This is a genomic window from Mycobacterium sp. E3198 (assembly GCF_001667015.1).
In the GTDB taxonomy this organism is placed as follows: Bacteria; Actinomycetota; Actinomycetes; order Mycobacteriales; family Mycobacteriaceae; genus Mycobacterium.
Genome location: NZ_LZIS01000114.1, coordinates 54,057 through 68,549, shown reverse-complemented (window position 1 = coordinate 68,549; position 14,493 = coordinate 54,057). Strand labels below are relative to the sequence as shown.

The 14,493-nt window shown below is 66.4% G+C and carries 10 protein-coding genes and 1 pseudogene; 5 read left to right on the top strand and 6 right to left on the bottom strand.

All coding sequences use genetic code 11. The features are described 5' to 3' along the window. A pseudogene (locus A5673_RS13055) lies at positions 1 to 1,439 on the bottom strand (hypothetical protein); the annotation flags it as partial. 531 nt (positions 1,440 to 1,970) lie between these two features. On the opposite strand from A5673_RS13055, the gene A5673_RS13050 reads away from it, so the two are divergent. Continuing rightward, positions 1,971 to 3,131 (top strand): DUF563 domain-containing protein, encoded by a 1,161-nt coding sequence (locus A5673_RS13050; RefSeq protein ID WP_156748159.1) that lies wholly within the window; start codon positions 1,971 to 1,973, stop codon positions 3,129 to 3,131. Positions 3,132 to 3,395: 264 nt separating this feature from the next. Here the strand turns inward: A5673_RS13050 and A5673_RS29095 are convergent, their stop codons facing one another. Both A5673_RS29095 and A5673_RS29090 read right to left on the bottom strand, forming a co-directional pair. Next, entirely contained in the window at positions 3,396 to 3,662 is a 267-nt protein-coding gene (locus A5673_RS29095; RefSeq protein ID WP_156748157.1) for a hypothetical protein, read from the bottom strand. A 263-nt stretch (positions 3,663 to 3,925) separates the two neighbouring features. Beyond that, positions 3,926 to 4,069: a hypothetical protein gene (locus tag A5673_RS29090; protein ID WP_156748155.1), complete on the bottom strand. Its 144-nt coding sequence runs from the start codon at positions 4,067 to 4,069 to the stop codon at positions 3,926 to 3,928. A 255-nt stretch (positions 4,070 to 4,324) separates the two neighbouring features. Between A5673_RS29090 and A5673_RS13045 the strand changes: the two genes are divergently transcribed. The 3 genes from A5673_RS13045 (at position 4,325) to A5673_RS13035 (ending at position 9,359) form a co-directional block, all read left to right on the top strand. Continuing rightward, entirely contained in the window at positions 4,325 to 5,548 is a 1,224-nt protein-coding gene (locus tag A5673_RS13045; RefSeq protein WP_068232454.1) for a bifunctional 2-polyprenyl-6-hydroxyphenol methylase/3-demethylubiquinol 3-O-methyltransferase UbiG, read from the top strand. Between the two features lie 413 nt (positions 5,549 to 5,961). After that, positions 5,962 to 6,393, top strand: a complete 432-nt coding sequence (locus tag A5673_RS13040; protein WP_068232451.1) for an MmpS family transport accessory protein — start codon at positions 5,962 to 5,964, stop codon at positions 6,391 to 6,393. Beyond that, positions 6,390 to 9,359 (top strand): RND family transporter, encoded by a 2,970-nt coding sequence (locus A5673_RS13035; RefSeq protein WP_231971057.1) that lies wholly within the window; start codon positions 6,390 to 6,392, stop codon positions 9,357 to 9,359. The genes A5673_RS13040 and A5673_RS13035 overlap by 4 nt, the downstream gene beginning before the upstream one ends. A 22-nt stretch (positions 9,360 to 9,381) precedes the next feature. On the opposite strand, the gene A5673_RS13030 is transcribed toward A5673_RS13035, so the two are convergent. The 3 genes from A5673_RS13030 to cobG are packed head-to-tail and all read right to left on the bottom strand — an operon-like array spanning position 9,382 to position 12,612. Next, entirely contained in the window at positions 9,382 to 10,863 is a 1,482-nt protein-coding gene (locus A5673_RS13030; RefSeq protein WP_068232447.1) for a precorrin-2 C(20)-methyltransferase, read from the bottom strand. Then, a complete protein-coding gene (locus A5673_RS13025) occupies positions 10,860 to 11,486 on the bottom strand; it encodes a precorrin-8X methylmutase (protein ID WP_068232445.1) in 627 nt (208 codons plus the stop codon). Before A5673_RS13025 ends, A5673_RS13030 begins: the two co-directional genes overlap by 4 nt. A gap of 4 nt (positions 11,487 to 11,490) precedes the next feature. Beyond that, positions 11,491 to 12,612, bottom strand: a complete 1,122-nt coding sequence (gene cobG / locus A5673_RS13020; protein WP_068232480.1) for a precorrin-3B synthase — start codon at positions 12,610 to 12,612, stop codon at positions 11,491 to 11,493. A gap of 114 nt (positions 12,613 to 12,726) precedes the next feature. Between cobG and A5673_RS13015 the strand changes: the two genes are divergently transcribed. Beyond that, entirely contained in the window at positions 12,727 to 14,493 is a 1,767-nt protein-coding gene (locus A5673_RS13015; RefSeq protein WP_068232442.1) for a nuclear transport factor 2 family protein, read from the top strand.

Sequence of the window (14,493 nt, the reverse complement as noted above, 5' to 3'; positions counted from 1 at the left end):
AGGGTGAACGCCTCGGCGTGCTCACCGATCCACGATGCGCACACCGCCAGCTCATCGGTGGCCCGCCACGCGTAGACCTGTGCGACTTCTGCGGGCACAAGAAGGTCTTCTTCGGGAACGGGGGTTTCGGCGGCGCGCTGGGCAAACAGGTAACCGAGCCGGTAGCGCTGGAATTGGCGGTACTTAGTGGCGAGGGGAAGCAGCGGCTCGGCGCGGGTCGGTCGAAAAGTCCAGGCGCGCAGGTAGGCGTCTTCAACGTTTAGCCACGGCTCACCGAGGTTCGCCATCGACTCGGCGAGCCGGTACATCGCCCAGTAGACCTCCTCGTCGCAGCCGCCCATCTCGATTCGCCGCGCATACCACTTGTGCGCGCCGACCAAATCGCCCAATTGGAAATAGGTCTGGGCCAGGAAAAAGACCGCCCGCGCATCCTCAGGATCGCGTTCGACCTTGGCCAACAAGCAATCGCGTTCTTGCTCAAACTTTCGCCTGATCAGGTTGCGCTCGCGGAGCTGATCATCTGCGCTGTGGTCTTTGGCTTCGCGGCGGCCATCGATGCACGGGTCGCCGCGCGCAGCGGTCGGGTGGGTGACATCCCCGGGGCCTTCCGACAGCGCGCGGTCCACGATGGCGGCTTGGTCGCGAGCGGAGAAAGCCCGATAGCCCTGCTCGGCGAGCTTGCGTCGCGCGCGTTCGTCGCCGACGAGCTCCACGCAGCGTTCAACCAGTTCGTCGTAGTCGGCGAACGCGACGCCGGACTCGAGGCCGTGCTCCAACTCCGGATCGACACCACGCTCGGAGACCACCGCGCGTCGGTTGGCGAGCAGATAAGACACCCGCGCGATTTCGAAGATTTTCGCGTCCCAGTAATGGACGTTGAGGACGATCTTCGAGCGCGCGATCCAGGCATCGCGGCTCGCGCCGAGGGCGCCCGAGAGCCATTTGACCCGAAGACCTCGGTCGCGCAGATCCCGGAGAACCGCGTATCGGCGCTCGCTGAGCATGCCGTAGAAAAGGACGTCGATGTCCTCGGGGGCCGGGGCGATCCGTGTCAGCTCGGGGACGTATCCAATCGGAACGTAGGTGGGCCGGGGCAATCCCAGGCCAGCAAGCCGCTCGATGTTGGCTCGACTGTAATCCCAATGCGGATAGCGCCTCAAAAGGTCGACGAATTCAGGCATCGCCATCCACGGCGAGTCGTCGCCCAGTTGCTCGAGGTTGTAGAAGATGGGGTGTTTGGGCGGCTCTAAGCCGTAGTGGACGAGGTGGTTGCCGCCGAGCACGATGGTGCGGCGCTCGTCGAGGTCAAGACGGTTGGTCAACACCGAGTCATGGCCAAGCGCCAGAAGAGCGTGGTGTACCGCCTCCGCGATCTCGCGAAATCCTCCGCCGATGGTCGGATTGCTACGAGGTGCCACAACTGCGACGGCGAACTGCATGGGTGCAGCGTAGTGAAAGAGGAACGCTGCGTAATGTCGATTGGTCACTCTCCGGATTGCTCGCTGGGCGCAGCGCTGCCTTTCGGCCTCGTGTGTGACGGCTGGGCCGACAAGACGCATCACTTCTCGCGGAACGAGGCGACCGTGCCGTCGATGGTCGCGATGCGCTTGGCGGCGGTGTTGGAGCCCGCGTCACCTGGCCGCGCAATGATCGCCAACAACTCGCCTCTGGGGACACCAAGCCGTCAGCGGACGAAATCCCCACCCGCCCTTGAAGGTCCCGCCTGTTGACGCCAGAATCCCTGAAATGGCCTCATCTTGGGGATCCTGGCCGTTGGACGCTGCATCGGGCGTCCTTGCCGATCGTTATTACGAGATCGTCGATCAGCACGCCGGCTCCGTTCTCAACGACGGCCGGCTCAGGTCGTTGTGGGACGAACTCGAACTATCCGCTTCGCGACCGCTGTGCCAGCAACCCGACCGCCTAACGGAGCTGTTCACCCGTACACACCACGCTTCGGGGTGGCATCAGTGAGTGATGAAATCAACGAGACGCCCCGAGGCAGGTTTCGGCTCCGAGACCGGCCGTCATCGGACGGCACGCTGGCGGTCATCGAAGCGCCGACGGTAGCGCAACTGAGGCCGCCTGAATTTGTTTGCAACCTCTCCGGTAAGGAGATACCGGGCTGGTTCAGTCCGCGTGTCCAAATCCATGGAAGTTACTTGGTTTCGCGATCTGACGTGCTTCTTTTTGGGGCCAACCACCTGGTGAGTCAATCCGGGCTCTGGTCGTGCGAAGCCCGGATGTTCAAGCGGCAATTCATGGAATTGGCGGCGAATCCCGGGTTTTCTCATTTCTTTCCCGGGGCGAAGCCGGGCATCGAATTCGTAGACGACGAGATTGTTCTCGATTGCAACACGCTAAACCAGAGCAATATTGACTCAATCACCGAACCAGTGTTCCTCGCCACTCCTCTCGAGCCCGACATCTGGGGTAGATGGCTCGCGACTGTCCTCCCAAAGTGCGCTCAGTTCAAGACATTCGGGAAGGGAAGAAAATTCTTTTGCCGGGCTGCCCATCCCTGGCAGCGGGACCTCTTGCAACTGATCGGCATCGAGGCGGCTGAACTGCTCGAGCACGATCCGGGCAAATCATACTTCTGCCGCGACGCCCTCACCGTGGAATATTCGGTGGCAGACTTGCGGGTGAGTGAGGCTGAGAAGCAGGTCTACGCCGACTTGGCCGATGCCTGCCGGAGGGATTCCGTAGACATTTTTGGCGAGCGCATCTTCCTCTCGCGTCTCGCCACGTCGGCGAAGCATCCCCACTTCCGTGTTTTGCAGAACGAATGCGAGCTAATCGCGGCGCTGGAAAAACTGGGTTTCAAGACGGTTCAACCGGAGCGGCTAACAGTTAAAGAGCAGATTGGGATGTTTGCACGAGCCAAATGCGTTGTCGGCTTGGGCGGGTCGGCTCTCTTTGGCGTTCGATTCTGCCCGCCCGGCACAACTGTGGTGGACATCGAATCGAGTGATCTCTTTCTCGGTCTCCACGCCGTAATGCTCAGCTCAATGGGCCACCGCTTCGGCGTTATTGTTGGGCAGCAAGACCCCGCCGATCCGGCGCCGGCGCACAAACGGTGGGCCATTGATGTGCAGCGCGCCTGCGCCGCAATTCGGGGGATTCTTTGAACGCGGTAGTTGGAGCCAGGACGCCGTCGGGGCCGGCAGCTGGGTCGGGATTTCGGCGGTGACGCAGGATTCGGCGGCAGCGATGGCCTCAGCGGATAAGCCGGCGTGGCTTGCGGTGGTGCTGCGATCTGCCGGTAGTGATCGGATGGATGACAGCCCGTCTGGATCGTGTCCAGAATCGGTTGCCGCCGACCGCATCAGCCAGCGGGTCGCGTAGTGCACACTCGGGTAGGCTTGGACGGCGCTGGTGGGTATTGAGTTCGTCTAAGGCAGTTCGACTCCCACCGCTGGGTGTAGTTTTGGCGAGTTCCTCGCTGGCGCGGCGGCGGGATCGGTGATCGTGGGGATCAACCGGTAGGTACGCGAGTCTGGGTCAGTGTCTGTGCCGTCAGCGGCGAGCATGTATTCGCTGACCCGAAGCGCGATACCCTCGGCCTCGTCGTGGCGCGCCGTGGTATCGGGATCGACGCTAAAACCGAAAGAGCCCTCGCTGTGGCGCTTTTCGACAGGAAGCACGGCATTGGGCTTCATCCGCGGGCGTGTCGTTCCAATCGCGATCAACGCCGTGAGCTTTGCGCCGAAAGCTCCGGGAGCTAACCCACGCCGAAGCGGATCCGCCGCGTTAATCGGATCCTCGTCGAAGCGTGCGAAGAGCCCACGTAGCGAGGCGTTGTTGAGAGGCCGCACAGGTTCGGATGGCTACCGTGAGGTGGCGTCATGACCGGGAAGATCCGCCCGGCTCGCATCGCCAGTATTCCCACCGCCGCGCCCGGCCGGGTGCCCTGACTCATGGCCTATGTGATGGGGTCATCTCGGTCCGCAACCAACTCCAACAGCGCCTTGGTCAACAAGTTCAAGAAGCCGTCCGCACCGTCGATCAGCGTCCCCGACTTCACCGCGTCCTTGATCAGCGAATCCAGCGCCTCAGCCGAAAACATCTCTGCCACTTGGTGAGTCGCTTGCTTCTCCCTACCTGACGACGCTGCGGCATCGGCCCGAAAACCACTCTTTCCGCCCGTCCAACGTCGGTCCGATGATGGACTTACCCAGATAGATCACACCGTTTCCTTGCGGGCAGAACAAACGGTAACCGATAATTCCCACGATGGGGGCCCGCCCCGTGACACAGCTTCCAGCTGACCACGGACCCGGGATCCTCGATCAAGACTCGACCGGAAGGGCTGACCTCCGCAATGAATGCGTATCCGAATACAGGCATCGTCTCGCGCCGGTACGAGACGTACCCGGAGCCCATACAAGACCTCGAGGCATGGACCGACAGCAATTGGGAGTGGTTCGACCCTATCCACGCCCACGCGACTTTGTGGCCCGACCGTGACTATAAGCCCGATCTCGATATTTTGATCGCTGGCTGCGGTACCAACCAGGCCGCGGTTTTCGCGTATAACAACCGTTCCGCGAAGGTGGTGGCGGTCGACATCAGTCAACCGTCGCTGGACCATTCGCAATATCTGAAAGACAAGTACGCGCTGTCGAACCTGGAATTGCATCGGGTACCGATAGAGGAGCTGTCATCGCTTAAGCGCAACTTCGACCTGATTGTGTCAACCGGCGTCTTGCATCTCTTGCCAGACCCAGTCGCGGGCATGAAGGCACTGAGGGGTTGTCTGCGACGAGATGGTGCTCTGGGCGTGATGCTTTATGCGAAGCCCGGGCGGATGGGCGTCGAGATGCTGCAGTCGGCCTTCGGTGACTTGGGCATGGGGCAGGACGACGCATCGGTGCAAATGGTCAAAGAGGTGATCTCGGCGCTCCCGCTGGAACACCCCGTCCACAATTACTTCAAGATGGCGCCGGTTTCCGCCCAGTCCGATGCGGCCCTGGCGGAGACCTTCCTGCATGGCCCTGAGCGCAGTTACACCGTCGATGACTGCATCGATCTCGTGACTTCGGCCGGGTTGGCATTTCAGGGCTGGTTCATCAAGGCGCCCTACTATCCGCATGATTGGTTCAGACCCGGGAGTTCACTCCATCAGTTGGTGAGCGCGTTGCCCGAGGCCAGGCTCTGGTCCTTCGTAGAGCGCCTCCACGTGATGAACGGCGCCCATTTCTTCATGGCGTGCCGTTCCGACCGGCCGAAGAAGAGCTACGAAATCAGTTTCTCCACTCCCGAGTGCCTCGATTACGTTCCGCGGATGCGGATGCGCTGCGGTATCGAGGGGGAGGAGATCTTTCGGCCGAATTGGCGCACGCAGGTCACACCGGCTCAAATGCAATTCCTGCGGCAGGTCGATGGCCGGCGCACGATTCGTCAGATCGCTGATGAGGTCGCCAAGAGCGGAGAATCGCGCGGCGCGAGCAAGCGTGAGCTCGAGGCGTTCGGTCGCAGTCTGTTCGAGTCGCTGTGGCGTCTGGACTTCATTGCGGTGATGCTGAACGAGGATCCGTCCGCATAGGCCGCCCAGCCTTCTGAGACCGCTTGGGCGGCGCTATGCGTGCCCGACGTAGCCGGCCCTACCGTGGTCGCCCGCGCCGCCCTGCCCAGCAGCTGCGATGCCGGCGCGGCCGAATGGCGTGGCGAGACAAACTAATCCGTGCCGTATCGCCCGAGCGGCGATGATTCCGTTCATCCCGGTGCGGAAATCGAGGTTTTCAAACTCGTTGTGCGCTACGGGCTGGCAGATACCCCTGGGGGTATGGTATACCTGAATGCGGGTTCGAGCCACCGCTTGCGGGTACGCAGTCACGCGATTGAGTGTCATTTGTGCCTGCCGGCCATCATTTGCAGGCCGAATGGCCCTATTGGCCACTCCGGCGCGGGCCGAGACTCCGTAGAGAACGACCAGGTCACGAGGGAAAGGAAACGTCAGTGTCCACGTTTCTCAAGCGGGCTTGGGTGCCGCTCGTCGTCGTGGTGGCCGTTGCCCTGGGTGCCGTCGCCGTCGACCGGCTCCGCGGCGTTTTCGGCTCCGACGCGATCTTCACCGCGACCGGCAGCAGCGCCGAACCGCTCGAGCCGTCGCACGTGAAGCGGGTGACCTACGAGGTTTACGGGCCCAGCGACACGGCGGGAAGCGTGAGCTACCTGGACAAGAAGGCCCAGCCGGAGCAGGCCGACTTCACCAGCCTGCCCTGGACCTTCACCATCACGACGACGGTGCCGGCCGTGATCGCCAGCGTGGTCGCCCAAGGCAACAGCGACAGCATCGGGTGCCGCATCACCGTCAACGGTGAGCTCAAGGACCAGAGGTCCACCGCCGGTCGCCACGCGCAAACGTCCTGTCTGGTGAAGGCCGCATGAACACCGACGACAACGCGCGCCCGAGGTTCATGCGGTTCGTCCGCACGTTCGCGTGGCCCATCATCATCGGTTGGCTCCTGCTGACGGTGGCCCTGAATGTGCTTGTGCCGCCGATCGAGTCGGTCGCGCGCAAGCACGCGGTCACCATGTCACCCCAAGACGCGCCCGCGATGATCGCGGCCAAGCGCATCGGCGCGACCTTCCACGAATCGGACTCCGACAGCATCGCGATGATCGTCCTCGAGAGCGATCAGCAACTCGGCGACGCGGCGCACCGCTACTACGACGGCTTGGTGCAGAAGCTGCAGGCCGACCCGAAGCACGTGCAGCACGTGCAGAACGTGTGGGGAGACCCGCTGACCGCAGCCGGTGTCCAGAGCCGCGACGGCAAAGCCGCTTACGTCCAACTGAACCTGGCCGGCAACCAGGGCAGCACGCTGGGCAACCAGTCCGTGGACGCAGTGCGCAAGATCGTCGACAAGTCGGAGCCCCCCAAGGGGCTGCGGGTCTACGTCACGGGCCCGGCGCCGCTGACGACGGACATGAACGAAGCCGCCGACAAGAGCATGTTCAAGATGATGGGCGTGACGGGCGTGGTCATCATGATCATGCTGTTCATCGCCTATCGGTCGGTCAGCACGGTGCTCCTGGTGCTCGTCATGGTCGGTTTCGAGATGGGCACGGCCAGAGGGCTTGTCGCGCTGCTCGGCAACAACGAATTGTTGGGATTCTCCACGTTCGTCGTCGCCATGCTGTCGTCCCTGGCCATCGCGGCAGGAACCGATTACGCAATCTTTCTCATCGGCCGGTACCAGGAGGCCCGCCAGGCGGGTCAGGACCGAGAAACCGCCTGGTACACGATGTTCCGTGGGACCTCGCACATCATCCTGGGCTCGGGGCTGACCATCGCCGGCGCCACCCTCTGCCTGCACCTGGCGCGGCTGTCGTATTTCAAGGCGCTCGGCATCCCCTCCGCCCTCGGGCTGCTCGTCGTCGTCGCGGGAGCGATGACCGCGGCGCCGGCCGTTGTCGCGGTGGCCACCGGGTTCGGTTTGCTCGACCCGAGGCGGATGATCAAGACGCGCGGGTGGCGGCGCATCGGGACCGCCACGGTGCGCTGGCCCGGCCCGGTGTTCGCGGCCTCGCTGGCCATCGCGATCGTCGGCATCCTCGTCATGCCCAGCATGAAGATCAGCTTCAACGACCGCTACTACACACCCGCCAACGTGCCCTCGAATGTCGGATACGCGGCCGCGGAGCGCCATTTCAGCGCCGCGACAATGAACCCCGACATCCTCATGATCGAGAGCGATCACGACATGCGCAACAGCGGCGACATGATCATTCTCGACCGGCTCGCCAAGGACATTTTCCGGTCGCCGGGAATCGCGATGGTGCAGAGCATCACCCGGCCGCTGGGCGGGCCGATCGAGCACACATCGATACCGTTCCAGATCAGTGCCCAATCGATCCCCATCCAGCAGAACCTTCAGTTCATGAAGGACCGCACCGCCGACATGCTCAAGATGAGCGACGATCTGGGCGCCATGATCGGCTCGATGGAGCGGATGCAGGGCTTGCTCGGACAGATGAGCAACGCGACCCATCGCATGGTGGGCGACATGGGTGACATGCAATCGACGCTGAACGAGATGCGGGACCACCTGGCGGACTTCGACGATTTCGCGAGGCCGTTCCGCAGCTACTTGTATTGGGAACCACACTGTTTCAACATCCCCGTCTGCTGGGCTTCGAGGTCGGTGTTCGAGGCGATCGACGGCGTGGACAAGTTCAGCGCGAACATGAGCACGTTGATCAAGGACATGAACAACGTGGACGCGATCATGCCCCAGATGATGGCCCAGTTCCCGCCGATGATCGCCGTCGCGAAGTCCATGCAGGGCACCCTGCTCACGATGCACAGCAGCTTCTCGGGTCTGGTGACGCAGATGGCCCAGATGACCGATACGGCGAGTGCGATGGGTCAGGCGTTCGACGCCTCCAGGAGTGGCGACTACTTCTACCTGCCCCCGGAAGCGTTCCAGAATCCCGACTTTCAGCGCGGTCTGAAACTCTTCCTCTCACCGGACGGCAAGGCCGCGCGCTTCATCATCACCCACGACGCGGACCCGGCGACCCCCGCGGGTATTGCCGCGGTCAAGCCCGCGCTGAACGCCGCGCATCAGGCGGTGAAGGGAACGACGCTCACCGGCGCCAAGTTCTACCTCACCGGGACGGCGGCGATCTACCGCGACATCCAGGCCGGCTCGCAATACGACCTGCTGATCGTCGGAATCGCCGCCCTGACACTGATTTTCGCGGTCATGGTGATCATCACCCGGGCGCTGGTCGCGTCCCTGGTGATCGTCGGGACGGTGCTGCTGTCGCTGGGCGCCGCGTTCGGGCTGTCGGTGCTGGTGTGGCAGCACCTCTTCGGCCTGGAATTGAACTGGATCGCGCCGGTGTTCGGGTTGATCATCCTGTTGGCCGTGGGCTCCGACTACAACCTGCTGCTGGTGTCACGCTTCCAGGAGGAGATCGGGGCGGGGCTGCGGACCGGCATCATCCGCTCGATGGGGGAGACCGGCAGTGTCGTGACGGCCGCGGGGCTGGTGTTCGCCTTCACCATGATGTCGATGGTGGCCAGTGACCTGCGCTCGATTGGGCAGGCCGGCAGCACGATTGGGCTCGGCCTGCTGTTCGACACCCTGATCGTGCGCTCGCTGATGACGCCGTCGATCGCGGCGCTACTGGGGCGCTGGTTCTGGTGGCCGATACGGGTGCGGCCGCGCCCGGCCAGTTACATGCTGCGGCCGTTCGGACCGCGTAGCCTGGTGCGCTCCCTCCTGTTGGGGGAGGAGGCCGACACCGCCAGACTCAACAAAGTGCCCGGTGATGGCCAGACGGGTGCGCGGCCGCACGACGGAAACGCGCCGACGTATTCGGGAGTCGCGGGCCCGCCCTAAAACCGGCCCGAAGCCGCGGTCGTCACCCCGGGTAGCGCCGGGGGGTGAACACCCGGTCGCCGAGATCGTCTGTGTACCACTGTGTTTGCGACGAGCCGACGATCAGCAGGCAGCGCATGTCGACCTCGGCAGGGTCGAGATCGGCGAGCCGCACCACGCGGACGTCTTCCTCCGGCCCGGACACGTCGCGGCCGATCACCACCGGGGTACCGGGTTCGCGGTGGGCCATCAGCACGTCGCGCATCGCGCCCACCTGCCAGGTCCGCGCCTTGGACGCCGGGTTGTAGATGGCCAGCACCAGATCGGCGGCCGCGGCGGCGGCCAGCCGCGCGGAGATCACCTCCCACGGCTTGAGCCGGTCGGACAGCGAGATCACCGCGTAGTCGTGGCCCAGCGGCGCGCCGACCCGGCTGGCCACGGCCTGCGCGGCCGTCATCGCCGGCACCACCCGGATCCGCACCCCCGGCCACTGTTTGGCCTCCTCCAACACCGCGGTGGCCATCGCGAACACCCCGGGATCGCCCGACGACACCACCGCGACGGTGCACCCCTCCTCGGCCAGCGCGCACGCCAGCCGGGCGCGCGCGGGTTCGTCGGTGTTGTCACTCGGGTGGCGCCGTTGCCCCTCGCGGACCGGGACGCGATCCAGGTAACCGCCGTAGCCGATCAGGTCGGTGGCGGCGGCCAGCTCCCGCCGGCTCTGCGGCGTCATCCAGTCGTTGTCGCCCGGACCCAATCCCACCACCGCGACCGTGCCGGCCGCTGACGGCCGGTGCCCCCGACGCCCACCCGGCAGCATGGCCAGCGAAAAATACGGCACCCCGGCCTCGTCGACCTCCGCGGCGGGCAGTATCCGCTGCCCGGACGTGCTGGCCCGCTCGACGTAGAATGCGTCGTCTAGCTGACCCGTCGCCGAAAGCGCTTCGCGCACAGCGGGATAGGAGCGGCCCAGCTTGAGCACGACGGCGGCGTCGGCGTCGGCGAGCCGGCGGGTCAGCTCGGCCACCGGCAGGGTGCCGGGCAGCACCGACAGCACCTCGTCGCCGGCCACCAGCGGCGTGGCGATGGCCGCCGAGGCGGCGCTCACCGACGTCACGCCCGGGACGATGACCGCGTCGAACCGCTCCGTCAGCCGAGTGTGCAGGTGCATGTAGGAGCTGTAGAACAGCGGGTCGCCCTCGGCCAGCAGCGCCACGTCGCGACCGGCGTCGAGGTGCGCGGCGATGCGTTGCGTCGCCTCGGTGTAGAAGTCTTCGAGCGCGCCCGAATAGCCGCCGGGATGGTCGGTCGCCTCGGTGGTCACCGGATAGACCAGGTGCTCCTCGATCTGGCCGGGCCGCAGGTATGGTTCGGCGATCCCGCGGGCGATGCTGCGGCCGTGCCGGGCGCTGTGGTAGGCCACCACGTCGGCCTCGCCGATCAGCCGGGCGGCCTTGACGGTCACCAGCTCGGGGTCGCCGGGCCCCAGCCCGACGCCCCAGAGGGTGCCCCTTTGGGCGCTCACTCGGCGTCGCTCGCGATCGCGTTGACCGCCGCCGCCGCCATCGCGCTGCCGCCGCGGCGGCCGCGCACCACCAGGTAGGACATCCCGCGCGGACGGTCGATCAGCTCCTGCTTGGACTGCGCCGACCCGACGAACCCGACCGGCCCGCCGAGCACCACCGACGGCGGGGAAACACCCTCGTCGATCAGCTCCAGCAACCGGAACAGCGCGGTCGGGGCGTTGCCGATCGCGAGCACCGCGCTCGGCAGCTGCTCGGCCCACAGCTCCACGCCGGCCGCCGAACGGGTGGTGCGCCGGCGTGCGGCCAGCTCGGCCGCGCGCGGATCGGCCACCAGCGACACGACCCGGTTGCCCGCCGGCAGCCGGGCGGCGGTGATCCCGGCGGCCACCATCGACGAATCGCACAGCACCGGGGCCCCGCCGCGCAACGCGGCGCCGGCCCGCGCGACGACGTCGTCGGTGTAGGCGACGTGGTCGGCGACGTCGACCTGCCCGCAGGTGTGGATCAACCGGACCACCACCCGCGCGACGTCGGCCGGAAACCTCGCGAGGTCGGCTTCGGCGCGGATGGCCGCGAACGACTGCCGGTAGATTTCGGCCGCGTCGCGGATGTAGTCGAGCACCCGCTCACCTTAAGGGCTGGTCGCGGAGCAGCCGGTATCCCTGTCCGGTCGCGACCAGCACCTGGCCGGCCGGCGGGCTGCCGCACGCCCGCTCGCAGCCGACGAAATGACGGTGCCCGCCGGCATCCGGATCGCCCGCCTGCAGCGACAGCGCGGCGTCCGTCCGCACGTCGGCCGCCGAGTGCGCGCAACCCGGGCTGCCCGTGCAGGCGCTGACGCTCAGCCAGGGGGAGTTCTCGTCGAAGACCAGCCCCAGGGGCGCCAGCACCCGCAGGGCAGTGTCCGCTACCTCTTCGCTGAGATCGCACACCAGCACCGACCGCCACGGCGTGACCACGAGGGGAGCCTCGATCGCGGCCAGGAACTCCGCGACCCGCGCGGGCAGCACGCCCAGCGGCACCGCCGCGGCCAGCGTCACCCGGCCGTCGTGCTGGTTGATCCACCCCACCGGGCCCTTCGTGACGGGCGGGAACGGTGCGGCGCTCATGTCGGCGCCGGGCAGCAGTTCAGAGAGATCCGCCAATTCGCCGACGCGCCAAGCCTTTCCGCGGATCCCGACGAACCGCACGGCCAGCGCGACCAGCGCCTGCGCCACGTCGCCGGCGGCCAGCCGGACGCCGGTGTCCCGGCCGGTCACCACCAGGGCGACGCCGTCGTCCAGCGCGTGCACGCCGACGTCGGCGCCCAGTCCGGATACGTCGGCGCGGCCGTCGTCGACGGCGAACCAGAACCGGCCACCCAGCTCCGCCAGCCGGGGCTCGGCGCAAATCGCCGCGTCGAGCTCGGGCACCCACCCGCGCACGTCGGCCGCCCCGCCGACCCGGCCCGACAGCGGAGACGCCACGATGTTGCGGACCCGCTCGTGCGTCGGCGACGGCAACAACCCGGCGCCCGCGATGACCTCGGCGACCGCGGCAACGTCGGTGATGCCGCGCACCTGCACGTTGCCCCGCGCGGTCAGCTCGAGCGTGCCCGAGCCGAACCCGCTCGCGACGCCGGCCAGCGTCGCCAGCTGGGCGGCGGAAATGGCGCCGCCGGGCAGCCGGACCCGCACGAGCGCGCCGTCGGCGGCCTGGTGCACCTGCAGCGCGCCGGGGCAGGCGTCGGCGTCGCGGTCTCGGGCCATCACCACACGCTACGTCCGCCGCCGCACCGGTTGAGTAGCCGACTACGCTAGCCGCCCGGCAACGCCGAGCCGGACACTGCGATTGCCCCATTTCGTCCAGTTCAGGAGCGTGGAATGGAACAACGCGGTGGTCATGCGGTGGTGCTGGGAGCGAGCATGGGCGGCCTGCTGGCGGCCCGCGTGCTCGCCGACTTCTACGACCGGGTCACGGTGGTGGAGCGAGACATCCTGCCGCTGCATCCCATCAACCGCCGCGGCGTTCCGCAGGGCAGGCTGATCCACGCCCTGGCCGCGCGCGGCACGCAGGTTCTCGACGAGCTGTTCCCCGGGTTTGTCGACGAACTCACCGCCAACGGCGCCGGCATCTGGGACGACGGCGACTTCTCGAAGGTGTCGATCTCGGTGGGCGGGCACACCACGCCGCGATCCGGCAGGGCGCCGAACCCGCCCGTCGTCCTCTTCCCGAGTCGGCCGCTGCTGGAATGGAACGTGCGCCGGCGGGTGAAGGCGTTTCCCAACATCACGTTCCTCGAATGCCACGACGTGGTCGGCCTGATGACCACGCCGGCTCGTGACCGTGTCATCGGGGCCAGGGTCGTGGACCGCGTCCTGGAGCGCGGCAAGGCGCTGCCTGCGGACCTCGTCATCGACGCGACCGGCCGGGGGTCTCGCATGCCGGTGTTCCTGGAGGAACTCGGTTACGGCCGCCCGCGGGAGGACGAGGTGACGGTGCAGCTCGCCTACGCGTGCCAGCTGCTGCGCCTGAAGCCCGGCGCGATCCGCCAACACATGATCGCCCTTTTCCCCGAGCCCGGGCGGCCCAAGATGTTCGGCCTGATCCGAAACGAAAACGACACCTGGATGTTCGGGGTGGGAGCCATGGCCGGGCTGCAACCGCCGGGCGCGACGGCCGAAATGATCGAATACGCGGAGGATTTCGTGCCCGCCCCGGTGTTGGACGCGTTGCGCGCGGCCGAACCGCTGGGCGCGGTGGTGCACCATCGCGTGCCCTCGAACCGCTGGCGGCGTTACGACAAGATGCGCCGCACGCCCGATGGCCTGCTGGTGGTGGGCGACGCGGTGTGCAGCTTCAATCCCATCTACGGGCAGGGCATGACGGTCGCCGCGATCGAGGCGACGGTGCTGCGCGACTGCCTGCGTCGCGGGTATCGCGGCCTGCCGCGACGCTTCTTCCGCACGTCCGCGAAAACCGTCCGGGTGGCGTGGCAGACCGCGGCCGGCTCCGACCTGGCGCTTCCCGAAGTCGAGGGGCGCCGGTCGATGTCGATGCGCCTCAGCAACGCCTTCCTGGAGCGGGTGCTGACCGCCGTCGAGGTCGACCCCGTCGTCGCCGGGCAGTTCATGCGGGTCACCGCGATGGTCGACCCGCCGGCCCGGTTGTTCCGTCCGTCGATTGTGCGGCGCGTCGCCCGAGCCAGGGGCCGTCGGCCGGCGGGTGTCCCAGTTAACCGCGAGGAAGAGAAGGGAAGTCAGATGTCGAACGACAACATCGAGGTGACCAAGCAGGGCTACGAGGCATTCACCGCGGGTGACCTCGAAGCGGCGTTGGGCGTCTTCAGCGACTCGGCCGAGTGGACCATCAACGGCGACAGCATGATTGGCGGCACGTATCGGGGCAAGAACGAGCTCACCGAACTGTTCATGCGGCTGGCGGAGAAGGCGACCAAGGTCGAGGCGAAGCGCTACCTCGCCGACGGCGACGTGGTCATCGTCCTGACCCGCGTCAGCGTCGGCGACGAGAGCGCCGACGAGGCCGATGTGTTCGAGTTCCGCGACGGCAAGGTCGTCAAGGCCCACTCGTTCGGCGACACCGCCATGCAGGAACGCGTCTTCGGCAGCAAGCGGGTGGCGACCGCCTAG